This is a genomic window from Pseudomonas sp. SG20052, from assembly GCF_031766055.1.
Classification (GTDB): Bacteria; Pseudomonadota; Gammaproteobacteria; order Pseudomonadales; family Pseudomonadaceae; genus Aquipseudomonas; species Aquipseudomonas mandelii.
In genome coordinates this window covers 6150794-6171868 of the sequence record NZ_CP134498.1, presented here as the reverse complement: position 1 = coordinate 6171868, position 21075 = coordinate 6150794, and the positions used below count along the sequence as shown (strand labels likewise).

The window sequence follows — 21075 nt, the reverse complement described above, 5'->3', positions numbered from 1 at the left end:
AACGGCAGACCTTAGCGGCTTGCAAAGTACATGGTGACTTCAAAGCCGATACGCAGGTCGGTGTAAGCAGGTTTGGACCAGGACATGGGAGCGCTCCTTCAGGTGATGAGACAGTTGAGACCTATACATATAGTCCACCTCCAGTCGGAGATGTTCAGATAGTTAGGTGGCTATGTTACTCAAAATTACAGAGCGATTGGCCGCGAATCTTTGAGAAAGCTAATTGCAGCGTCGGTAATGATCATTTTGCCGCTTGCCAAGGTGCTGTCGCGCAGGCGCTGCTGGCCAGACAGCGCCAGCCACCTTCGGCCTGATTCAGTCGCCGGGCTGCTTCTTCCAATGCGTTGCGGTCGATCAGCAGGATCGCTTCAGGCAACCGCTCCAGATAATCCGACGAGTGGCCCGCCAGTTTGCCCTGCCAGAGCAGTTCGGCCGCCTGAGCGTGGGGCAGTGCGGTGGCGTGGAATTGGTCGGCCAAGGCCTGGCGCTGGGCAATGAAGGTCGCATCATCGACGCCTTCAATCAGTGCGGGCATTTCGTTCAAGAAACGCTCTATGTGCTCCAGCAGATCCTGAGGGACAACGCTCGGTGATTGAACGCCGAACAGCAGCCCGGTCTGCCCATGGAACTGACGCAGGCCGCTGAACACGGCATAACCCAATTGCAGTTCAACCCGCAGGCGCTGATAGAACGGCGTCTGGCACAGGTGAGCGAGCAAACGCCAAGCGGCTTCGTCGGTGATGTCTTGCGTGGCCGGCGGGCAAAACAGCAATAGCGCGTGTTCGCTGGAACCGGTGTCGAGCGTGCTCCACAGATGCAGCGCGTTTATCGAGGTGGGCGGCGACGGCTGATCGTCCGCAGCACCGGGCACGCGGCTAAGTGCCAGGCCCATCGCTGCTTGCGTCTGCGCCGACAGGCCCATCGCCAGACCTTGCCAGCGTGCGCTCGCCCAGAGCTGCTGCACGTCATCACTTTCAGCGGTGCGCTCAAGTGAATGCTCGGGAAGCATTTTCAGCAGCTGTCTGATCGGTATCAACGGCATGCTTGGCGGTTCTTCCTGTGGGAAACCGACATCGGGTTTTGTCAGCTCTTTCAGCACATGTTCGAGGACGGTCGGCATGGGCTCCTGCAGGCCTGTCATCTTCAGCAGCCATTCATTGCCTGATGCACTGAAGGAAAACTCGACCCCCGCCTGGCGGGCATCTTCACGCAAGGGTTGCAGGCGATTTTCCAGGTTCGATTGAACACGGGGATGAGGTTTGGCCTGCAGTCGCCAGCGCAGATAAATCGCGCCCTCATCCGTGTTGTCCGGCAACGCCTGACTGAACTGCATCGGCGAGTTTTCGCGACGGCTGCGCGAGCGATCCTGGGCAAACGTCCGCAGGCCGCGGTGTTTGCTGGTCTGGCCGCGAATCAATCCGGCATTGGTCGCTGGTGCTTCTGTGCGTAAAAACGGGTTTGGCGCTGGCAATTGCCATTCGCCGGAGAAGTTATCCACAGCGCCGATTTTTTTCAGGATGTCCTTGAGCGCTATGACGCCTTGTTCGGATAAACCGGCTTCAAGCTGCTCACTGTCCAGTCGCGCCAGTTGCAGGGCACCGCTGACGTGTTGCTGACGGTCGAGCAGGGCGGCGTACTCTTGGCGCAACTCGGTCCAGTTCTGGTGAGAGGCAAAAAAGCCCAGCCAATCCACAAGCCGTTCGCGGATCGCGTTCCCCGGTTTAGTTGTGGTGAATTCAATGTGCAGCAAGGCTTGGCCGGCGAACTGATACAGCGGCGCGGCTTTCAGGCTGTCCGCCAGCCCTTGCTCGCGCAATTCAGCCAGCAGACCGCCAGGTTTAGCGGCGTTCAGCCAATGGCACAGGAACGCTAATGCCTCGCGGGATGAGTCGGGCAACGCTTCGAACGCGAACAGTAGATCGAGCCGACGTTCGCCAGCCTGTTGATAACTATTGTCGGAAGAGTCCATAAGCGGTGCAGGTGCTTCTTGCGCAACCTTTTCCCCTACGGCGAGAAGATCGCCAAAGTGCTGAGCCATTGCCCTCAACTCATCGAGACTCTGCGGTCCGGCCAGGCTCAACGTCATCTGCCCGGTCCGATAAAACCGCTGATAGAAATCCCTCAACGCTTGCTGAAACTCCGGCTGCGGCACCGGCAGGCTGTAACGGTTGCCCGCATGAAACGCCCGTAGCGGGTGAGCCGTCGACAGCCCGTCAAACAGCGCGAACTGCTGTTGAGCCGTGGCATCCCGGGACCAGGCGACAAATTCGGCGTGCAGCACTTCCCGTTCCCGCCGCTGATCGTCCGGATTCATACGCGGATGAGCGAGCATGTCTGACAGACGCTCCAGCCCACCGCTAAACGCCTGAGGCGGCAGTTCGAAAAAGAAGTCGGTAGTGCGTTCGCTGGTGCGCGCATTGACCTGGCCGCCATGACCTTGCACGTAGGCCATCAGCCCTTGCCCTGCGGGAAAGCGCTCCGTCCCCAGAAACAACAAATGCTCAAGAAAGTGCGCGAGGCCAGGCCATGCGAGCGGCACGTCATGACTGCCCGCGAAAACCCGCAACGCCGCGGCGCAGCGCTTCAAATCGGGAGCATGACGCAGCGTCACCCGCAGGCCATTGGCCAGGGTTTCAGTGTGGGGGCGGGGATGATTCAGCGCAGGCATGAGCACTTCCAGGACAGAGAAGCGCTAATGCTAGCGGATTACGATGGATCAGCGCTTGTTAAGGTCGCCGTAAAGCTCAGGACGGCGATCGACCAAGTAGCGATTGGCGGCACGGGATTCGACCATTAACTGACGATCCAGCTCACCGACAATCAGTGCTTCATCCAGGCCCGCCTGGGCGATGCGGCTGCCATCCGGTGCAGCGATGCTGCTCTGGCCGCAATAGTTGATCTCACCTTCCTGCCCGCAATAGTTGGCATATGCCACATAACACTGGTTTTCGAAGGCGCGGGCGCGGACGGTGACATCGGCAACGAAGTCAAAGGGCACCATGTTCGCCGTCGGCACCAGGATCAACTCGGCACCGGCCAGGGCCAGGCGTCGGGCGTTTTCCGGGAACTCGAGGTCGTAACAGATCAAAAAGCCGAGCTTCCAGCCGTTGAGTTCCACCAAGGGGAAATCATCCTGCCCGGCGCTGAACATCGAGTGATCGAGGTCGCCGAACAGGTGAGTCTTGCGGTAGTTGCACAGGCGCTCGCCGTTGGCGTCGATCAACTGCACGGCGTTGTAGATCTGCCCGTCCTCGGTGCGCTCGGGATAGCCGTACAAAATGGCGATCCCGGCGGTCTTGGCAATGCGCGCGATCTGCTGCGCCGATTCACCGTTGTGCACCTCCGCCAGCACGCTGACGGCATCGATGCCGATGTTGTAGCCGGTCAGGAACATCTCCGGCAGCACCAGCAAGTCAGCGCCCTTGGCCTCCAGCGCCAGTTGATGCAGGCGCTGCAGATTGCCGGCGACATCCAGGGGCAGCGGTGGACATTGGTAAAGGGCTACGCGCATTTGGAACTCCTTTTACTCGGGCAGGGCGATCGGACCGATCTCGTTGAACACATCACCTGGACCCGGGTTCTCGGCGTGAGTTTCACCGCCGAAGTGTTTCATGATGCCCCAGACCGCGTTGAGCGAGGTCTGCACCGCGCCTTCAACCCACGCCGGCGTCCATGAAACGTCGTCGCCTGCGATGAAGATCCCGCGTTGCTCGGCCGGCATGTCGTCCTGCATGAAGTGCGCATACATCCGCTGGTTGTAGCGGTAGTGGCCGGGCAGGGCGCCCTTGAAAGCACCGAGGAAGTGCGGGTCGGCTTCCCATGACACGGTGATCGGATCGCCGATGATTCGCGCGGCAATGTCGACTTTCGGGTAGATCTTTTTCAATGCGTCCAACGCCAGCTTCACGCGTTTTTCCACCGGGTGCGGCAGCATTTTCAGTGCGTCGCTCATCCACGAGTACGACAGACAAATCACCCCCGGCTTGTCGTCGCCGTTGTCGAAGAGGTAGGTGCCGCGGGTCAGGCGATCGGTGAGGGTCATGCTCATCAGGTCGCGGCCGGTTTCCGGATCCTTGTCCTTCCAGAATGGCCGGTCGACCATCACAAAGGTTTTCGACGATTGCATGTAGCGGGTGCGGTCGAGGGCCATCCACATCTTTTGCGAGAACAGGGTTTCGTCGCATTCGATCTGGGTGGTCAGCAGCCAGCTCTGGCAGGTGGTCAGTACCGCCGCGTATTCGCGGGTGTCGCCGTTGTTATCGGTGACCGCAAAACGGCCGTCCGGGGCATGAGCGATTTTTTTAACCCCGGATCGTGGCGCGCCTCTGTGCAGCGACTTGAGGCTGGTGCCTTCGGGCCAGTGCACGCAACGTTCCGGCACATGACGCCAGATGCCTTGCGGCACTTGTTCGACGCCGCCGACGACCAGATGTTGGTGATCGTCGCAGTTGGTCATCACGACGCGGAAGATTTCCAGCATCGAGTTCGGGAAGTCCGAATCCCAGCCGCCGGTACCGAAACCGACCTGGCCGAACACTTCGCGGTGATGGAATGAGAGCTTGGCGAAGGCTTCGGAGGTAGCGACGAAGTCGTAGAAGGTTCGGTCATCCCACAGCGGAACCAGGGTGTTCCACAGCTCTTTGAGGCGTGGCACATCGCGGTCGCGGATCGCTTGCTGGATATCGGCGAACTGCGAGCCAGCCTCCAGTGCATCTGCCCAAGCGTCAGCCACTTCCTGGAATAGTGCAGGAAGATCTGCCAGTTTCTGTGCGTAATGGGTTTTGCCTTCCAGGTCGATCACGGTGCTGCCAGAGGCTGGCGTCAGCGGATTGGGAAAGGGTTTGGTCTCGAGACCGAGCTTGTCGACATAGTGGTAAAACGCCGTGGACGACACCGGAAAGCGCATGCCGCCCAGTTCGGCGACGATGCCATCGGTCCCGTTGAACGCTTGGGAACGCAGACGGCCACCCATTTTCGAAGCTTCGTAGACGACGGGTTTGAGGCCCAGTTTCATCAGCTCATAAGCTGCCACCAGACCGGCGATACCCGCGCCAACAATCGCCACTTCGGCACCATGATTGTGTGCCGGAATGCTGCCCAGGCCGGCCGGGTGTTCGATCCAGTCGTCAAAGCCGAAAGGAAAGTCCGGGCCGAAAATGGTGACTGGTTTTTTACCGTCTGCAGGATGGCGATTGTTCTTGTTCATGACTGACCTTACTGGCGACCCGACGCGGAATGCGCATCTGAGTATAGGAAAAGATGGCAGCCATTCTAGAGAGCGTAGAACACGTTAATAAGACGCAATGTGTCGTCGTTTTGCTAATTTTTTGGTCACTATGACGACAAACTACTACACACTGACCAATGTGTGAGCGAGCCTGCTCGCGATGAGGCCCTCAAGACGCTGCAAATCAAACCGGCTGCCCCCGATCAATCTTGCTGCTCAAGATGATCGAAGTCGTCGTCTTCTCCACCCCATCGACACTGCCAATCTGATCCAGCAGTTGATCCAGCTGCTCCGGCGATTCCGTGCGCAGCCACGCCACGTAGTCAAACTCGCCACTCACCGCACACAACTGCTGCACCTGGGCCATGGCACTGAGCCGGCGCAACACTTCCTTGCCCGAGCGCGGTTGCACCGTGATCCCGACGTACGCCTGCAATCCACCGTCCACCACCCGTTGGCCCAAACGCACGCCGTAACCGGTGATGACTTTTGCCTTTTCCAGCCGTGCCAGACGAGAAGTCACCGTGGTCCGTGCGATTCCCAACTGGCGAGCGAGCATGGCCACGCTTTCACGGGCGTTGATCTGCAAGGCCGCGATCAGTTGGCGGTCGATTTCGTCAAGAACGGGTGGGCGGGTGTCAGGCAAGGGTCGTCTCCAGCAACACAAATCAGTGGGCTGGCATGTTACAGCACGGCTGGCACGGCGGATGTCAGAGAACGTCAGACGCCGCGCGGAAGACAGGATGGACACCAGCTGTCAGTCATAGTCGAATGAGAAATCGAGGGATGCGAGGTGATCAAAATGACAAAGAACATGCCTCCCGCTGTCCGGGATCACGCAGTGCAGATTGCCAATCACGAAATGGGTCACTACGTCGTTGCCCGAGTCTTGGGGTTTGAAACGGGTGATGTGAGCCTGACAGTGACCATGGACTTGAGGCATCAAGCGGGCGCTTCCATTACCTTGGCGCGTTCAATTACGACGATTGAGGCAATGAAGGAGCATCTGCAAGCCCGAATGATGGTTCTCTTTGCGGGCGCCATGGCGCAGTCATTGGCTTCAAAGCGTTCGCCCGGCAAACGCGTCGATAAGCCGAAAGCGGCCGCCATCCTGAGGGGAGAACTTGGGGCAGAACAGGACTACGCAAAAATCAGGGAGTTACGGCACTTGCTGCGCAACATCACCTACCCCGATACGGATCCGGCTTCGCCTGATCGCGTAACCGCCGAGCTGAAAGAGATTACGGATCGCCTGTGGTTACGGACTCAAACAATCGTTGAGCAGTTGGCCGATACGATTATTGGGTTGGGCGAAGCGTTGGTAGATGGCATGGGTATCGTGGAGCAATGGGGGCGGTCGGCGGATACGTATGAGGGTGTTTTGACGAGGGAGGGGCTTGAGCGGATGGGGTTGGTGCGGGCGATTCCGGGGTTGCGCGTTGGGGCTGGCAACGATGGTGCCGATTCGCACAGGGAGTAACTTCCGGGCGCGCATTGCACGCTCGGTCACGACTGGAAGCCCCGAATAATCGGGGCGTCTTTCAGTGGGATAGTGCGCGCTACTCCTCTGATTCCGTCGCGGTCCGAGCCGGTCTCGGCGTTAGCACCTTCACCACATCATCAATCACCGCCTTACCCATCGCCGTCAGATAGTGCGCGGCCCAGGCGTGGCGGTCAGTGTCTCTTGCGTAGGCAGCGTCCTCGGCAAATGATTTTGCGAGGAACAGCAGATCGGAGGCTTGTGACAATGCATCAACGATGGGGACACCGGCGCGGACGTTGAACAACGCCTGATCCGAGCAGTAGATGAGTGGGGTGAAACCGATGGTTTTCAGGTCTGAAATTGCGGATGGATTTATTTTATTCACGATATAACTCCTAGGTTCGAGGAGCTGCCACTTTCGTTACCACACGAAAGGGTGGCAGCTGTACGCAGGGTGGTAAACCGGGAACCAAGGAAACCGGCACGCCCGAAGGCGTCCCACGCACAGCTGCCATATCGAGATCACAGGCATAAAAAACTGCCTATCTTCGTGATGAGTGCACTGTTGCGCTGGTTCACCGGGTTACCACACCCGATCACTGCATTTGCAGCGACGTCCGGAGAGTATCCCGTCGAAGAGAACGCCAACAAGGCGGCAAAGTGCCCAAACGCACCCATTACGCAATTCTCGGAGTTTGCCTACAACCTTGGCAGACGTCATCCGATAACCTCACGTCAGCGCAAAATATAACCTAGACGGCAGACAGGAAAAAACGCATGTCCCGCCGCGGAGCAGCGCACAGGACGCGACCCGAGTCCCGACAGGATGACTGATGCTACAAAATGACCGCAAAAATCTGGAGCTCGATAAGCTTCAAGTCGAAATCCGGAGATTCATTGCTGAAACCCGCAAGTTTATGGCGGAAGAAAGCAAGCTTAGGCAGGAGGCTTTTTGGTATCCGTTCGCAGTAGGCGCCGGTCTAGTGACCGCCGTTGTCGCCGCCGTCGGATTGTGGTCCAAGCTTTAAAATCCCTAACACACGGAAGCGATCAATGATCGGAGGTGCTTGAGTTTTACCGCTTAGCAGCCCACCTTATCTAACAAGGGTTAGCGCATTAGGCGTGACCCGTGATCCCTGCAGGAAGACGCAGTATGTCCACACCTCCTACGATTCAAGCCAGCATTGAACAGTTACACCGTGACGTGGCCGCCTTGGCCGAAGACATGCGTAGCCCATCCCCCATCGCGACCCGAGCAATCCTACTGCCGTTTGGACTCGGTGCCGCGCTGGCGCTCGTGACTATTGTTGCTGTTGCCTTGGTGGTTCGGCTGGTCTGATCTCTTAGGCCAAACGTTAGTCGCAGAAAAAAAGCCGCGCATTTGCGCGGCTTTCGTGTTTGGTGGGTCCACACGGAGGAATCGTGGACCAAAGGATTATGAGCAGGGCTGTATTGCTAGGGCAGAAACGAAAAAAGACGCCATAGGCGTCTTCTTCGATTTGGTAAAGCAGATCCGGACACCACTTGCGAACCGCGTTGCGCAGTTACGGCTTTCGCCGCTGGGAAGCGCTCAATCTCATCCGGTCAGTCGCTTCGATAGCACTATTGACGTGATTCGTTAAATCAAAAGAAAGCCGCGCATCAGCGCGGCTTTCTTGTTTGGTGGGCCCACACGGATTTGAACCGTGGACCAAAGGATTATGAGTCCTCTGCTCTAACCAACTGAGCTATAGGCCCTCAGTAGGCCGCGGATTATAGCGATGGTTTCTCGGCTGTGCTATCCGAAAAATCCGATACGGCTATACGAAGAAACGTCGCGGCGAATTCGTCGGGGGGAAGCGGCAGGCTGACGATGTAGCCCTGGATCTGTTCGCAGCCTTCTTCGGCGAGGAATTGTTGCTGTGCGAGGGTCTCGACGCCCTCCGCAATGACGGTGAATTGCATGCTGCGCCCCAGGGCAATGATGGCGCGAACAATCGCTGCATCGTGGGGATCGTCAGGCAGGCCGCGGACGAAGGACTGGTCGATCTTGAGGATGTCCAGTGGCAGGCGCTTGAGGTAGCTCAGAGACGAGTAGCCGGTCCCGAAGTCGTCGATGGCCAATTGCACGCCCAGGTGTTTGAGTTGGTGCAGCACTGCCAGCGCTTCTTCGGCCTGGCTCATGATGAAGTTTTCGGTAATTTCCAGTTGCAGTAAACCGGGCGCCAGGCCGTTGTCTTTGAGCAGTTGCTCGATCCGTCCGAGCAGGTTCGGCTGACGCAATTGAGCACCTGCGAGATTGACGGAGAGGGGACCGAGGCACTCGTAGACCTGATTCCACTCGTTCATCTGTCGGCAGGCTGTCTCCAGCACCCAGTCGCCGATCTGCAGGATCATGCCGTTTTCTTCCGCCAAGGGAATGAAGTGTTCCGGCGGCACCGAGCCGAAGGTCGGATGTTGCCAGCGGATGAGCGCTTCGGCGCCGACGAGTCGATGGTCGGCGAGGCTGATTTTCGGTTGGTAATAGAGAAACAGCTCATTGCGCTCGATGGCGCGGCGCAATTCATGTTCCAGCGCCACGCGTTCGCTGGCCTGGGCGGTGAGGTCGCGGGTGTAGCTTTCCACCCGGTTGCGGCCCTTGGCCTTGGAGCGATACATCGCCGCATCGGCGTTTTTGACCAGCGTGGCGACGTCGCAGCCATCCTTTGGGTACAGGCTGGTGCCGATGCTGGCGCTGATAAAAAACTCGTGCTCGCCGGCCTGGAAAGGTGCCGCGAAGCAATTGAGCAGCTTGGTGGCAATGTTGTCGGCGTCACTGGATTGTTGCAGGCCGGGCAGCAGGATGATGAATTCGTCGCCCCCCAGGCGCGCGACGGTATCGATGTCGCGCAGCTGCTCTTTGAGGCGCACGGCAATGCCTTTGAGCAGCAGGTCGCCCACCGGATGGCCAAGGCTGTCGTTGATGTGTTTAAAGCGATCCAGGTCGAGGAACAGCACCGCGCCCTGGCCACCGTTTTCCTGTTGGGTATTGAGTGCGGTCAGCAGTCGGCTCTCGAACAGCGTACGGTTTGGCAGACCGGTCAGCGGATCGTGGTGCGCCTGGTAGTCGAGTTTGGCCTGCGCGTGTTTGAGGCTGGAAATGTCCGCGAACACCGCCACGAAGTGAGTGATGAATTTTTCCCGGTTACGCACGGCGCTGATGGTCAGCCAGCTCGGGTAGAGCTCGCCATTCTTGCGTCGGTTGGAAATCTCGCCTTGCCAGTGACCTTCGTCCGTCAGCTGATGCCACATCGCCGCATAGAACGCGCTGTCGTGAAGCCCCGAGGCGAGCAAGCGAGGGGTGTGGCCGAGTGCTTCGCTCTCGCTGTAACCGGTGATCTCGGTGAACGCTCGGTTGACCGCGCTGATGTGCTGTTGGGTGTCGGTGATCAACACGCCCTCGGCGGTGCTCTCGAACACCGTGGCGGCCTGTTGCAGTTTCTCCTGCATCAGGTGCCGCTCGGTGATGTCCCGGGCGATGGTCAGCATGCAGTCTTCGTCGCCGATCGGCAGCGGACGGCTTGACACCTCGCAAAGGCGGATCTGCCCGTCACTGCGGCGGATGTGGCAACTGAAGTCGCGGACGAAACCATCCCGGTGCAGCAAGTCGAGCATCTGTTTACGTTCGTTGAGATTGACCCAGATCCCCAGCTCCAGGGCTGAGCGATCCACGGACATCGCGCTGTTGAAGCCTGTGATGCGGCTGAAACCCTCGTTGACCTCCATTAGCAACCCGTCGCTCTGCCGCGACAGCAACAAGCCGTCCGGTGAGGCGTGGAAGGCCTTGGCGAATTTTTCTTCGGAGGTTTGCAGTTGCTGCTGGGTTTCCTTGAGCTGACTGATATCGCGCACCACGACGACCAGCGCAGGGGTCGTATCGAGGTCGAAGGGCTCGGCGGAAATCAGACCGGTAAACACCTGGCCATTGCTGCGTCGAAAAGGCATCTCCAGGTTGCGGATGCTGCCGGCTTGCAGGCGCTGCAGCAGGCCCGGCCCGACGCCGGGGATGCCCCAGATGTTGAGGTCGGTGGCGGTCTGGCCAATGACATCTTCGGCCTTGAGACCAATTTGTTCTTCGAACGCGTTGTTGACTTCGAGCAGGCAGCCGTCGGACAGCCGCGCAATCACCAGGATGTCCGGGCATTGCTGAAACACGGAGGCGAATTTTTGCTCGGAGAGTCTCAACGCTTCTTCCGTGCGCTTGGCGTCGCTGATGTCGATCATCAATCCGCGCATAACCGGCTCATGGCCATGCTCGATAAGACTGACGATATCGCGCACCCACAGGCAGCGGCCGTCGGCGGTGATAACGCGGTAATCGACGCTATGATCGCGCCCGGCGAGCACTTCGTGATCGCAGAATGTCTGGGCCCGGGTCAGGTCCGCAGGGTGGATGATGTTGCGCCAGAACCCCGGAATGAGCCAATGGGACAGGGGATAGCCAAGCAGCTCTTCGGCATGCGGAGACACGTAGCTGTAGGTGAAATCGCTGATCCGTGCTTCCCAGGCAATTGCGGAAAGGCTCTCCACCAGCCCGCGGTAATGGTATTCACTGCTGCGCAGCTCTTGTTCTAGGTCGACCCGCCGGGCGATTTCCGAACTCAACCGGCGGTTGATCCGGATGACCACGGCCAGCGTGATCATCAGAAACAGCAATCCGGGCAGACCGTAGACCAGCAAGTCGGACCAGAAGGTTCGGTGATCCAGTACATTGCCCACCCAGTGCTCCTGAATGGCGCTGATTTCACTTGAAGTCATGTCCGCCAGGACTTTGTCCAGAATTCCGACCAGTATCTTGTTGTCGGGGGGCACGGCCATCGCCAATTGATAGCGATAGGGCGTTTCGCCGCTGACATACAGGCCGTCGAGCTTGAGCTGACGCAGGCTCCAGACGCTGGAGGCGAGATCGCCCACGACCGCATCCACTTCATCGGTGGCCAACGCCTGCAAGGCTGAGCTGACATTGGGCATCGCCACCAGATTCAGGTCGGGGTGGTGCGTGCGCAACAGCTCATGGGGCGCATAGTTTTCCACCACAGCGATCTTCAGCCCGTAGAGCTCTTCGAGCTTGCGCGGTTGGGGGCCTCCGACATGGGCGAGGATGACAATCGGAAAGTCCAGGTAGGGACGAGTGAATGACAGGTACGACTGGCGCTCCGGGGTCGACATGATGCCCGGCAAGACGTCCAGCTTGCCTTGCTTGGCCTGTTGCAGGACTTCGGTCCAGCTGATCGGTTCGATGGGCGTCAGTTTGACGGCCAGCCGTTGACGGATCACGTTGATGTAGTCCGCCGCCAGGCCCTGATAGCGGCCCTGGTCGTCACGAAATTCGAACGGCGGCCAGGACGCGTCGACACCCAGGCGCAAGTCCGGGTGAGCCGCCAGCCAGCTACGTTCTTCGTCGGTCAGAGTCAGCGCGCCAGCCGTTGCGGTCCAGGTCATCAGCGACAGCAAAAAAAGCACGGTCGGCAGTCTGGGCATAACGGTCTCGTTATGGCTCGGGGAATGTTTCGAGTGTAGACGGGCAATTCGGCGGGGGGGAGGTACGGGGGATTTTATCTGTAGAAAGCAAAACCCCCGGCCTGGGCCGGGGGTTCTGTGATCACTCGTCGAGGAAGGAGCGCAAATGCTCGCTTCTCGTCGGGTGGCGCAGCTTGCGCAGCGCCTTGGCTTCGATCTGACGAATCCGTTCACGGGTCACGTCGAACTGCTTACCAACCTCCTCAAGGGTGTGGTCGGTATTCATGTCGATACCGAAGCGCATGCGCAGAACCTTGGCTTCACGGGCAGTGAGGCCGGACAGCACTTCGCGAGTCGCTTCTTTAAGGCTCTCAACAGTGGCGACATCGATTGGCGACTGCATGGTCGAGTCTTCGATGAAGTCACCCAGATGGGAGTCTTCGTCATCACCGATCGGGGTTTCCATGGAGATCGGCTCTTTAGCGATCTTCAATACCTTGCGGATCTTGTCCTCAGGCATTTCCATGCGTTCGCCCAGCTCTTCCGGGGTCGGTTCGCGACCCATTTCCTGCAACATCTGCCGGGAAATGCGGTTGAGCTTGTTGATCGTCTCGATCATGTGCACCGGAATACGGATGGTGCGGGCCTGGTCGGCGATCGAGCGAGTGATCGCCTGACGGATCCACCAGGTGGCATAAGTCGAGAATTTGTAGCCGCGGCGGTATTCGAACTTGTCTACCGCTTTCATCAACCCGATGTTGCCTTCCTGGATCAGATCGAGGAATTGCAGGCCACGGTTGGTGTACTTCTTGGCGATGGAGATCACCAGACGCAAGTTCGCTTCAACCATCTCTTTCTTCGCGCGGCGGGCCTTGGCCTCACCGATCGACATGCGACGGTTGATGTCCTTGATCTCGGCGATCGTCAAACCTGTTTCGGTTTGCAGCGCGGTCAGCTTTTGCTGGCAACGAATGATGTCCGGTTGCAGGCGACCAATGGCTTCAGCGTATTTGCTTTTGCCTTTGGCCAGTGCATCGGTCCAGCTTTCGTCAACTTCGTTGCCCGGGAACTGGCGCAGGAAGTCGGCACGCGGCATGCGGGCATCACGAACGCAAAGTTGCATGATCGCGCGCTCTTGCTGACGCAGACGATCCAGGGCACTGCGAACACGCTCGACCAGGCCTTCGAATTGCTTCGGAACCAGTTTGATCGGCATGAACAACTCAGCCAGCAGCACCAGCTCGGCGATTGCCAGCTTGTTGCCACGACCGTGCTTTTTCAGCGCCTTGCGGGTGATTTCCATCTGATCGGAGACAGCGCCAAAACGCTGTGCTGCGATGACCGGATCCGGACCGCTTTCGGCTTCTTCTTCGTCGTCGGTGCTGGCTTCAGCTTCGTCGTCGTCGGTATCGTCGTCCGCTTTAACGGCTTTCGGATCGACAGGCGGCGGCACTTCGGCAGCAGGCGGCGCAATGCCGTCGTCCGGGTCGATATAACCGCTCAGGACGTCGGATAGGCGGCCACCTTCGGTGGTAACGCGAGTGTACTCGGAGAGAATGTGGTCAACCGTACCAGGGAAGTGCGCGATTGCGCCCATCACTTCACGGATACCCTCTTCAATACGTTTGGCGATTTCGATTTCGCCTTCACGAGTGAGGAGCTCTACCGTACCCATTTCGCGCATGTACATGCGCACTGGGTCGGTGGTACGACCAATGTCGGTCTCGACCGCTGCCAACGCTGCTGCTGCCTCTTCGGCCGCGGCTTCGTCAGTATCGGCGTCGGCCAGCATAAGGGAATCCTTATCTGGCGCAACCTCGAATACGTTGATCCCCATGTCGTTAATCATGCGGATGATGTCTTCCACCTGTTCCGGATCTGAAATATCCTCCGGCAGGTGGTCGTTGACCTCCGCGTAAGTCAGGTAACCCTGCTCACGACCAAGTGTGATCAACTCTTTGATACGAGACTGCTGTTGCGCTTTTCCGGACATAACACCCTATCCACTGAAGGTCTTGGCGGGCAAAAAACAAGCCGAGGATTATACCTGAGCTATGACCTCACGCGCCAGTTGAGGTCGGGGTTGATACAGCCATATTGCGTTTTAATAGGTCGCGCATCTGATTTGCGATCTGATTTGCTTCCTCCGCGGTCAATCCTGGCTGCCTTGCTTTCCTGATAAGTACTTCCAGGCTATCCGTGTGTTGACTTGCCGATAGCCTAGTAATGGTGTCTAAAAACTGTTGTTCAAGGTTGTCGCCGTCAATCAGCCATTCCTTTTCCGCCAAAGCCTTGAGCAGACGCCCCTGTTCAGTCCCGTGCCAGCGGGCCATCAACTGAATAGAGTTTAGCTTAGGATTTTTTTGCACGGCCTCGATCAGCGCTACCAGCAACTGAGCGTAGGTATTGCTCTCATTGGCGAAGTGGTTGGCGGTTTCGACCTTGCTAGCCAGATCGGGGTGATGAATGAGCGTGCGAAGTGCGATCAGGGTTGGGGCTTCCACAGCAATCGGTGTGCGCGGGGCGCTAGGTTGATCGCGATCACCGCCTCGCTTGCCGTTTTTGTCCCAGGGCTTCTTGTCCCACTTCTTGCCGCCCGCTCCGGGTTTCTTCGGCGTCCATTCCTGCTGCGGCACATACATCTCTTGTGCCTGCGGCTGATGGTAGTCGCTGTAATCCGGCATGGCGTCGTAATCGACGCCCGGGTCGTATGCCGGCGGCGCATCTTGAGGTGCGCTTTGAACCAGTTGGCTCACGGCTTCACCGCTGAGGCCGGTAATTTCGGTCAGGCGCTGACGCATCAAGATGCGCAGGTTGGCGCCAGGGACCTTGTCGATCAGCGGCGCGGCGAGGGTGGCCATGTGGGCCTTGCCTTCGAGCGAGCGCGGGTCCGATTCCTCGGTCAGTTGCTGAAAGAAATAATCCGCTAACGGTTGGGCGTGCTGGTTGATTCGCGCGCGGAAAGCGTCAGTGCCTTCGGAGCGGACCAGCGTGTCGGGGTCTTCACCTTCGGGCAGGAACAGAAAGCGCGCGCGCCGCCCGTCTTGCAGGCACGGCAGGGCAGCTTCCAGTGCGCGCCAAGCAGCGTTGCGGCCGGCCTGGTCGCCGTCGAAGCAAAAAAGCACGTTAGGCACGACGCGAAACAGCCGCTTCAAGTGCTCTTCGCTGGTGGCGGTGCCCAGGGTCGCGACGGCATTGCGCAAGCCTTGTTGGGCGAGGGCAATGACGTCCATGTAGCCTTCGACGACGATGATTTCGTCGAGGTTGCGGTTGTTCTTGCGTGCTTCATAAAGGCCGTAGAGTTCCTGGCCTTTATGGAATACGGGGGTTTCCGGTGAGTTCAGGTATTTCGGCTTGTCGTCGCCCAATACCCTGCCGCCGAAAGCAATGATGCGTCCGCGGCTGTCGCGGATCGGGAACATCACGCGATCGCGAAAGCGGTCATAGCGTTTGCCGGTTTCGGCGTTCTCGATCAGCAGGCCGGCGTCGACCATGGCTTTTTGTTGCAGGGTGTCGTTGCTCAAGTGCTTGAACAGATTGTCCCAACCGGGCGGCGCGAAGCCGAGGCCGAAGTCCCGGGCGATTTCGCCGGTCAGCCCACGACCTTTCAAATAATCCACAGCCGCTTTGCGCGATGGATGGCTTTTCAGGGCTTGCCGGTAGAAGTCGGCGGCTGCAGTCAGCAGCGGGTAAAGCGGCGAATCAGTCGGTTGCCGCGGTTTGTGCGGCCGACCGCTTTCTTCGCGGGGGATTTCCATGCCCGCGGCTTTGGCCAGTTCTTCGACAGCCTGGACGAAATCCAGGTTGTCGTGGTCCATCATGAAGCCGAGGGCGTTGCCGCCCGCGCCGCAGCCGAAGCAGTAATAGAACTGCTTGTCGGGGCTGACGCTGAAGGACGGGGTTTTTTCTTTATGAAAAGGGCAGCAGGCGGTGTAGTTTTTACCGGCCTTTTTCATTTGCAGGCGCGAGCTGACCACATCGACGATGTCGGTGCGGTTCAGAAGGTCGTCAATGAAGCTCTGGGGAATTAGCCCGGCCATGGCGTTCTCGTCATCTGCGCTGAAATGGACCCAAAACGATGAGCGGCCGAACGCGGGTCGTTGTTTGAGGCGCGCAAAATGTGCGGCTCGACCGGTGTCGTCTGCGTAATCGCTGTCGGGAAGTGTATCTGCCGAAAATCCACTGACGTTAGTACCAATCAGTATTCGACTATACGAAAGTATTTCGCTGAAATCCGCTGCGGCCAGTCGAGGGCCTCGGATAGCTCATAAGCGGGCACGCAAGAAGGTGCCTTGGGCTGATCGTCGTAAGAGGAATCAGTGGGTGTGCTCGTCAGTAGCCTTGGAAGGCTCGTCAGAAAAGACGTGCACCGCTGGCAAAAGAGCCAGGTCTGACGCTGCGAAGCAGGTTTGTCTCGGTCGCGTCTGCGGCTTTGACGGTGAAGCATCAAGCGTTTTCCGCAAATGCCATTAGCCCGGCTGAGGGCCGGGCTTGGCAGAAGCTTGCTACGAACGTCTGTGTATTAGTACAGACGAACGGCGCGGCGCTGTTCGCGCTGAACTTTCTTCGCGTGACGCTTAACAGCGGCTGCTGCTTTGCGCTTACGCTCAGAAGTAGGCTTCTCGTAGAATTCGCGGCTACGAACTTCAGCCAGTACACCGGCTTTTTCGCAGGAGCGCTTGAAACGACGCAGAGCTACGTCGAAGGGTTCGTTCTCTTTTACTTTGACGGCTGGCATCCAGAGCTACCTTCATTCATTACCGGGGTCAACATCCTCGCGGCAAAAGAGCACTTGAAGACGTCGGTTTTTAAGGGTTGCGGATGTTAACTCCTCATCGACCGGAATGCAAAGCCTCTGATCGAAAACCGCTAGTCGGGGCATCCCATGGCGACTATTATGCGCGCCTTCGAATTCAGCCTAAACAAGGCGCAAACCCATGCTAGTACTGGGATTAGAAACCTCCTGCGACGAAACCGGTGTCGCATTATATGACAGTGAGCGCGGCCTGCTGGCCGACGCGCTGTTCAGTCAGATCGACCTGCACCGCGCCTATGGCGGTGTAGTGCCGGAGCTGGCCTCGCGCGACCACGTCAAGCGTATGCTGCCCTTGATTCGTCAGGTGTTGGCCGAAGCTGACTGTGTGCCGACCGAGATCGATGCCATCGCTTATACCGCGGGTCCTGGCCTGGTCGGTGCCTTGCTGGTGGGCGCCTCTTGCGCTCAGGCGCTGGCCTTTGCCTGGGGCATTCCGGCCTTGGGTGTGCACCACATGGAAGGCCACTTGCTGGCGCCGATGCTGGAGCCGCAGCCGCCACAATTCCCGTTCGTCGCTTTGTTGGTGTCGGGTGGTCATACGCAGCTGGTTCAGGTCGACGGTATCGGTCACTACACGCTCTTGGGCGAGACCCTCGATGACGCCGCCGGTGAAGCATTCGACAAGACCGCGAAGATGATGGGCCTCAATTATCCGGGCGGTCCGGAAATCGCCAAGCTGGCGGAGCGGGGCGTTTCAGGACGTTTCACTTTTCCGCGTCCCATGTGCGACCGCCCGGGCCTGGCGTTCAGCTTCAGTGGCTTGAAAACCTTCGCCCTGAACACTTGGCAGCAGAGCGTCAGCGCCGGGGACGACAGCGAGCAAGCCCGTTGCGACATCTCGCTGGCGTTCCAGCAGGCCGTGGTGGAGACTTTGACCATCAAGTGCAAGCGCGCCCTGAAACAAGCGGGCATGAAGCGTCTGGTGATCGCTGGGGGCGTCAGCGCCAACAAGGCGCTGCGCACCTCCCTGGAAAAGATGCTCGGTGACATGAAGGGCGACGTGTTTTATGCCCGTCCGGAGTTCTGCACCGACAACGGCGCGATGATTGCGTTTGCCGGTTGCCAGCGCTTGCAGGCCGGCCAGCACGAAAGCCTGGCGATCAGCGTGCAGGCGCGCTGGCCGATGGAGCAACTGTCGGCGCTGTGATGAGCGGGGCTCACGTCCGGTATTTAAAAATGCCGTTCGCGCCCGGCAAACAGGTCGCGTAGATTGCCGCGATGACGCCAGACGATCAGCCCCGTGAGTGCGCTCATGGGTAGCAATGCCGCAGGTGCTTGCCAGGCCAGCAGCGGTAGGGTCAGCGGCGTGGCGATCAATGCGGCGAGGGAGCTGGTGCGGGTCAGGTAGAACGTCAGCAACCAGGCGCAAACCGCCAGCAATGCAGCTGGCGGATACAGGCCCAGGAGCATTCCTGCCGCGGTGGCGACACCCTTGCCACCGCGAAAGCGAAAGTACAGCGGGAACAGGTGGCCGATGACGGCACAGACGCCGATCCAGGCCTGTTCTTGCAGCGAAAGACCCGCAACACCGGCGATCAGCACCGGCAACAGGCCTTTGCAGAGGTCGCCGATCAGGGTCAGGATGGCGAGTTTTTTGCCGGCCAGGCGCAACATGTTGGTGGCGCCGGCATTGCCCGAGCCACTCATTCGCGGATCGGGGTTACCGGTCAGGCGGCTGAGCAAAATGGCGAAGGACAGAGAGCCGAGCAGGTAGGCGAGGGTCGCCAGTAACCAAAACATGCTAACTATTCCGGGCGAGGACGCCCTGATTCTAACGGCGCATTGCGCCCTTGTCGTGCAGCGGAGAAAAGTGCTTGGACAGAGTGTTTATCGAGGGCCTGGAAGTCGACACCGTGATTGGTGCCTACGACTGGGAACGAGGCATCCGACAGTGCCTGCGACTTGATCTGAGCTTCGCCTGGGATAATCGCCCGGCAGCGGCAGGCGATGACCTGACCCTGGCGCTCGATTACGCGAGCGTTTCGTCGCGCATCCAGGCCTTTGCCGAGCAGGCACAGTTCCAACTGGTCGAGACCTTTGCCGAGCGTCTGGTTGAAGTATTGATGAGCGAATTCAAGATCACCTGGATGCGCCTCAAACTGACCAAGCCTGGCGCCGTCCCGGCGGCCACCGGTGGTGTGGGCGTGGAGATCGAGCGCGGATGTCGCTGACTCAGGTGTATCTCGGGCTCGGTAGCAATATCGAGCGCGAAACCCATTTGCAGGCGGGCCTGGAAGCCCTGGCAGGCTTCCTGGTGGATATCCGTTGCTCGGCGGTGTTCGAAAGCCAGCCAGTGGGGATCAAGAGCGGTCCGTTCTTCAATTTCGTGGTGTCGGCTTACACCGATTTGCCGCTGATGGAGCTGGACCGTCGATTGAAATTCATCGAGGCGGACAATGGCCGGTACGCGCCCGACCGCAAGGGTTTACCGCTGGATATCGACGTGCTGCTGTTTGGCGATCTGGTGGGCAATTTCGATGGATTGATCCTGCCGCGGGCAGAGATTCTGAAAAATGCCTTTGTGCTGTGGCCGTTGTCCCTGATTGCGCCGGACAGAGTGCATCCGGGGGTAGGCAAAAGCTTTGCGACGTTGTGGCGTGAGGCGCAGATTGATCAGGTGTTGGCGCCGGTGGCGTTTGAGTGGCGCGGTGAACAGCTGACACCTTCGAATTTGTTGTGAGGCGGATGACGCCTTCGCGGGCAAGCCTCGCTCCTGCAAGTTTTGCGTCGTTCGCCCCATCGCAAACGACTTGGATCTTGCAGTCGCGAGGCTTGCCCGCGAAGCTTTTCAGGCAGACGCCGCCTCTTTGTAGGCCTTCAGCGCTTTTAGTCGCTCACGCTTGATCGCCTCACCCAGCTCCGGCCCCTTGAATCCCTTCTCCAGCAACGGCTGTACCGCCACGTTCCGCGCCGCAGTCGCCGCTCCGCGTAAATAATCCGCCTGTGGGTAACTTCTCTGCTCCAGCCCTTTGCGGCCGCGGGCGTCCATCTCGCACGCCGCAATGAACTCTTCAAACCGCTGCGGCCGACGGTAAACGTCAAAACTCTGCAGCAGGTCCAGTAACGTCGAGGGTTTCAGCTCCAGGGCGCGGTGGCCGTGGGTGTGGTACTGACCCACCAGCAATGCCAATTCCTGACAATCTTTCGGTGCCTTGAACCGTTCATTCACCGCTTTGATCAGCTTCAGGCCCGTGTGCTCATGGGCAATGTGGCGTGGCCATTCTTCCTCGGGCGTGAGCCCTTTGCCCAGATCATGCAGCAGGCATGCCCAGCGCACGGTCAGCGGCTGTTTGTGCTGCGCCGCTTGCTCAAGGACGCTCAGGGTGTGCACCCCCGTGTCGATCTCAGGGTGATGGGTTGCCGGTTGCGGCACGCCGAACAGAGCATCAACTTCCGGCATTAACACTTTGAGCGCGCCACATTCACGCAGCACCTCAATGAACACCCGTGGCTGATCTTCCATCAGTGCACGGGAAATCTCTTTCCAGCTGCGTTCCGCCGTCAACGCCTTCAATTCACCTGATTCGCTTAGTTGGCGCATCAGCTCCAAAGTTTCAGGCGCAACGGTGAAGCCCAGTCCTGCGTATCGGGCTGCCAAGCGGGCAACGCGCAGGACACGGAGCGGATCTTCGGCGAACGCGGGGGAAACGTGACGAAGCACTCGGGCTTCGAGATCGCGCTGGCCGTGGTAAGGGTCGGTCAGATTCTGCTGATCATCTTCGGCCATGGCGTTGATTGTCAGGTCGCGACGGATCAGGTCTTCTTCGAGGGTGACTTCGGGGCTGGCATGAAAGGTGAAACCGCCGTAACCACGTCCGCTTTTGCGTTCGGTACGGGCGAGGGCGTATTCCTCACCGCTCTTGGGGTGAAGAAATACCGGAAAGTCAGCACCCACGGGGCGATAACCCTGGGCGAGCATTTCTTCAGTGGTGGCACCGACCACGACCCAGTCGATATCGGTGACAGGTTTGCCCAGCAGGCGATCGCGTACCGCGCCGCCGACTTTATAAATCCGCATAAAAAACCTCCGTTAGCTCGACAGAATAACCTTTGCGTCGAACTTCCGGAGGC

17 protein-coding genes and 1 tRNA gene are annotated in these 21075 nt (G+C 58.9%); 5 read left to right on the top strand and 13 right to left on the bottom strand.

Annotated elements, in window-relative coordinates:
• Window positions 1-11: 11 nt before the first annotated feature.
• From pqqA to RHP74_RS28410, 5 genes are all read right to left on the bottom strand, one after another.
• Window positions 12-86 carry a pyrroloquinoline quinone precursor peptide PqqA gene (pqqA, locus tag RHP74_RS28430; protein WP_009045898.1) on the bottom strand — a complete coding sequence of 25 codons (75 nt, stop codon included), beginning with the start codon at window positions 84-86 and terminating at the stop codon, window positions 12-14.
• A 155-nt stretch (window positions 87-241) separates the two neighbouring features.
• A complete protein-coding gene (gene pqqF, locus RHP74_RS28425; protein WP_311096769.1) occupies window positions 242-2668 on the bottom strand; it encodes a pyrroloquinoline quinone biosynthesis protein PqqF in 2427 nt (808 codons plus the stop codon).
• A gap of 48 nt (window positions 2669-2716) precedes the next feature.
• Entirely contained in the window at window positions 2717-3511 is a 795-nt protein-coding gene (locus RHP74_RS28420; RefSeq protein WP_010467143.1) for a carbon-nitrogen hydrolase family protein, read from the bottom strand.
• Window positions 3512-3523: 12 nt separating this feature from the next.
• Complete coding sequence (locus tag RHP74_RS28415; protein WP_010467144.1) at window positions 3524-5206, bottom strand: NAD(P)/FAD-dependent oxidoreductase; 1683 nt, start codon at window positions 5204-5206, stop codon at window positions 3524-3526.
• A 205-nt stretch (window positions 5207-5411) separates the two neighbouring features.
• The gene (locus RHP74_RS28410; RefSeq protein ID WP_109635345.1) at window positions 5412-5873 is read right to left on the bottom strand and encodes an Lrp/AsnC family transcriptional regulator; all 462 of its coding nucleotides are present in this window, start codon (window positions 5871-5873) and stop codon (window positions 5412-5414) included.
• Between the two features lie 156 nt (window positions 5874-6029).
• Here RHP74_RS28410 and RHP74_RS28405 point away from each other — a divergent pair, with 156 nt between their 5' ends.
• Window positions 6030-6707 (top strand): peptidase M41, encoded by a 678-nt coding sequence (locus tag RHP74_RS28405; RefSeq protein ID WP_102595093.1) that lies wholly within the window; start codon window positions 6030-6032, stop codon window positions 6705-6707.
• A 79-nt stretch (window positions 6708-6786) separates the two neighbouring features.
• Here the strand turns inward: RHP74_RS28405 and RHP74_RS28400 are convergent, their stop codons facing one another.
• A complete protein-coding gene (locus RHP74_RS28400) occupies window positions 6787-7095 on the bottom strand; it encodes a DUF3077 domain-containing protein (RefSeq protein ID WP_010467147.1) in 309 nt (102 codons plus the stop codon).
• Between the two features lie 448 nt (window positions 7096-7543).
• On the opposite strand from RHP74_RS28400, the gene RHP74_RS28395 reads away from it, so the two are divergent.
• On the top strand, window positions 7544-7738 hold the full coding sequence (locus tag RHP74_RS28395; protein ID WP_109635340.1) for a hypothetical protein: 195 nt from the start codon (window positions 7544-7546) through the stop codon (window positions 7736-7738).
• A 632-nt stretch (window positions 7739-8370) separates the two neighbouring features.
• Here RHP74_RS28395 and RHP74_RS28390 read toward each other — a convergent pair.
• From RHP74_RS28390 to rpsU, 5 genes are all read right to left on the bottom strand, one after another.
• A tRNA-Ile gene (locus RHP74_RS28390) sits at window positions 8371-8447 on the bottom strand.
• A 15-nt stretch (window positions 8448-8462) separates the two neighbouring features.
• Window positions 8463-12209 carry an EAL domain-containing protein gene (locus RHP74_RS28385; RefSeq protein ID WP_083375636.1) on the bottom strand — a complete coding sequence of 1249 codons (3747 nt, stop codon included), beginning with the start codon at window positions 12207-12209 and terminating at the stop codon, window positions 8463-8465.
• A 121-nt stretch (window positions 12210-12330) separates the two neighbouring features.
• Window positions 12331-14181, bottom strand: coding sequence for an RNA polymerase sigma factor RpoD (rpoD, locus tag RHP74_RS28380; protein WP_010467151.1), 1851 nt, complete (start codon window positions 14179-14181; stop codon window positions 12331-12333).
• 67 nt (window positions 14182-14248) lie between these two features.
• Window positions 14249-16228, bottom strand: a complete 1980-nt coding sequence (dnaG, locus tag RHP74_RS28375) for a DNA primase (protein WP_311096768.1) — start codon at window positions 16226-16228, stop codon at window positions 14249-14251.
• Window positions 16229-16710: 482 nt separating this feature from the next.
• Window positions 16711-16926: a 30S ribosomal protein S21 gene (gene rpsU, locus RHP74_RS28370; protein WP_002551877.1), complete on the bottom strand. Its 216-nt coding sequence runs from the start codon at window positions 16924-16926 to the stop codon at window positions 16711-16713.
• 199 nt (window positions 16927-17125) lie between these two features.
• Between rpsU and tsaD the strand changes: the two genes are divergently transcribed.
• Entirely contained in the window at window positions 17126-18151 is a 1026-nt protein-coding gene (gene tsaD, locus RHP74_RS28365) for a tRNA (adenosine(37)-N6)-threonylcarbamoyltransferase complex transferase subunit TsaD (protein ID WP_010467153.1), read from the top strand.
• Window positions 18152-18174: 23 nt separating this feature from the next.
• Here tsaD and plsY read toward each other — a convergent pair whose 3' ends face one another.
• On the bottom strand, window positions 18175-18744 hold the full coding sequence (plsY, locus tag RHP74_RS28360; protein WP_077747307.1) for a glycerol-3-phosphate 1-O-acyltransferase PlsY: 570 nt from the start codon (window positions 18742-18744) through the stop codon (window positions 18175-18177).
• Window positions 18745-18818: 74 nt separating this feature from the next.
• On the opposite strand from plsY, the gene folB reads away from it, so the two are divergent.
• Together folB and folK are read left to right on the top strand one after the other, a co-directional pair.
• On the top strand, window positions 18819-19175 hold the full coding sequence (gene folB, locus RHP74_RS28355; protein WP_008051601.1) for a dihydroneopterin aldolase: 357 nt from the start codon (window positions 18819-18821) through the stop codon (window positions 19173-19175).
• The gene (gene folK / locus RHP74_RS28350; protein WP_010467156.1) at window positions 19166-19684 is read left to right on the top strand and encodes a 2-amino-4-hydroxy-6-hydroxymethyldihydropteridine diphosphokinase; all 519 of its coding nucleotides are present in this window, start codon (window positions 19166-19168) and stop codon (window positions 19682-19684) included. The genes folB and folK overlap by 10 nt, the downstream gene beginning before the upstream one ends.
• A 108-nt stretch (window positions 19685-19792) precedes the next feature.
• Here the strand turns inward: folK and RHP74_RS28345 are convergent, their stop codons facing one another.
• Window positions 19793-21022 carry a multifunctional CCA addition/repair protein gene (locus RHP74_RS28345; protein WP_311096767.1) on the bottom strand — a complete coding sequence of 410 codons (1230 nt, stop codon included), beginning with the start codon at window positions 21020-21022 and terminating at the stop codon, window positions 19793-19795.
• Window positions 21023-21075: the final 53 nt, after the last annotated feature.

What these genes read in the sequence shown, in the direction of transcription:
- RHP74_RS28395 (WP_109635340.1), top strand. Translation starts at nt 7,544, where the DNA reads ATGCTACAAAATGACCGCAAAAATCTGGAGCTCGATAAGCTTCAAGTC.
- rpsU (WP_002551877.1), bottom strand. Translation starts at nt 16,926, where the DNA reads ATGCCAGCCGTCAAAGTAAAAGAGAACGAACCCTTCGACGTAGCTCTG.
- RHP74_RS28345 (WP_311096767.1), bottom strand. Translation starts at nt 21,022, where the DNA reads ATGCGGATTTATAAAGTCGGCGGCGCGGTACGCGATCGCCTGCTGGGC.
- RHP74_RS28420 (WP_010467143.1), bottom strand. Translation starts at nt 3,511, where the DNA reads ATGCGCGTAGCCCTTTACCAATGTCCACCGCTGCCCCTGGATGTCGCC.
- RHP74_RS28415 (WP_010467144.1), bottom strand. Translation starts at nt 5,206, where the DNA reads ATGAACAAGAACAATCGCCATCCTGCAGACGGTAAAAAACCAGTCACC.
- RHP74_RS28385 (WP_083375636.1), bottom strand. Translation starts at nt 12,209, where the DNA reads ATGCCCAGACTGCCGACCGTGCTTTTTTTGCTGTCGCTGATGACCTGG.
- folK (WP_010467156.1), top strand. Translation starts at nt 19,166, where the DNA reads ATGTCGCTGACTCAGGTGTATCTCGGGCTCGGTAGCAATATCGAGCGC.
- dnaG (WP_311096768.1), bottom strand. Translation starts at nt 16,228, where the DNA reads ATGGCCGGGCTAATTCCCCAGAGCTTCATTGACGACCTTCTGAACCGC.
- plsY (WP_077747307.1), bottom strand. Translation starts at nt 18,744, where the DNA reads ATGTTTTGGTTACTGGCGACCCTCGCCTACCTGCTCGGCTCTCTGTCC.
- rpoD (WP_010467151.1), bottom strand. Translation starts at nt 14,181, where the DNA reads ATGTCCGGAAAAGCGCAACAGCAGTCTCGTATCAAAGAGTTGATCACA.
- tsaD (WP_010467153.1), top strand. Translation starts at nt 17,126, where the DNA reads ATGCTAGTACTGGGATTAGAAACCTCCTGCGACGAAACCGGTGTCGCA.
- pqqF (WP_311096769.1), bottom strand. Translation starts at nt 2,668, where the DNA reads ATGCCTGCGCTGAATCATCCCCGCCCCCACACTGAAACCCTGGCCAAT.
- RHP74_RS28405 (WP_102595093.1), top strand. Translation starts at nt 6,030, where the DNA reads ATGACAAAGAACATGCCTCCCGCTGTCCGGGATCACGCAGTGCAGATT.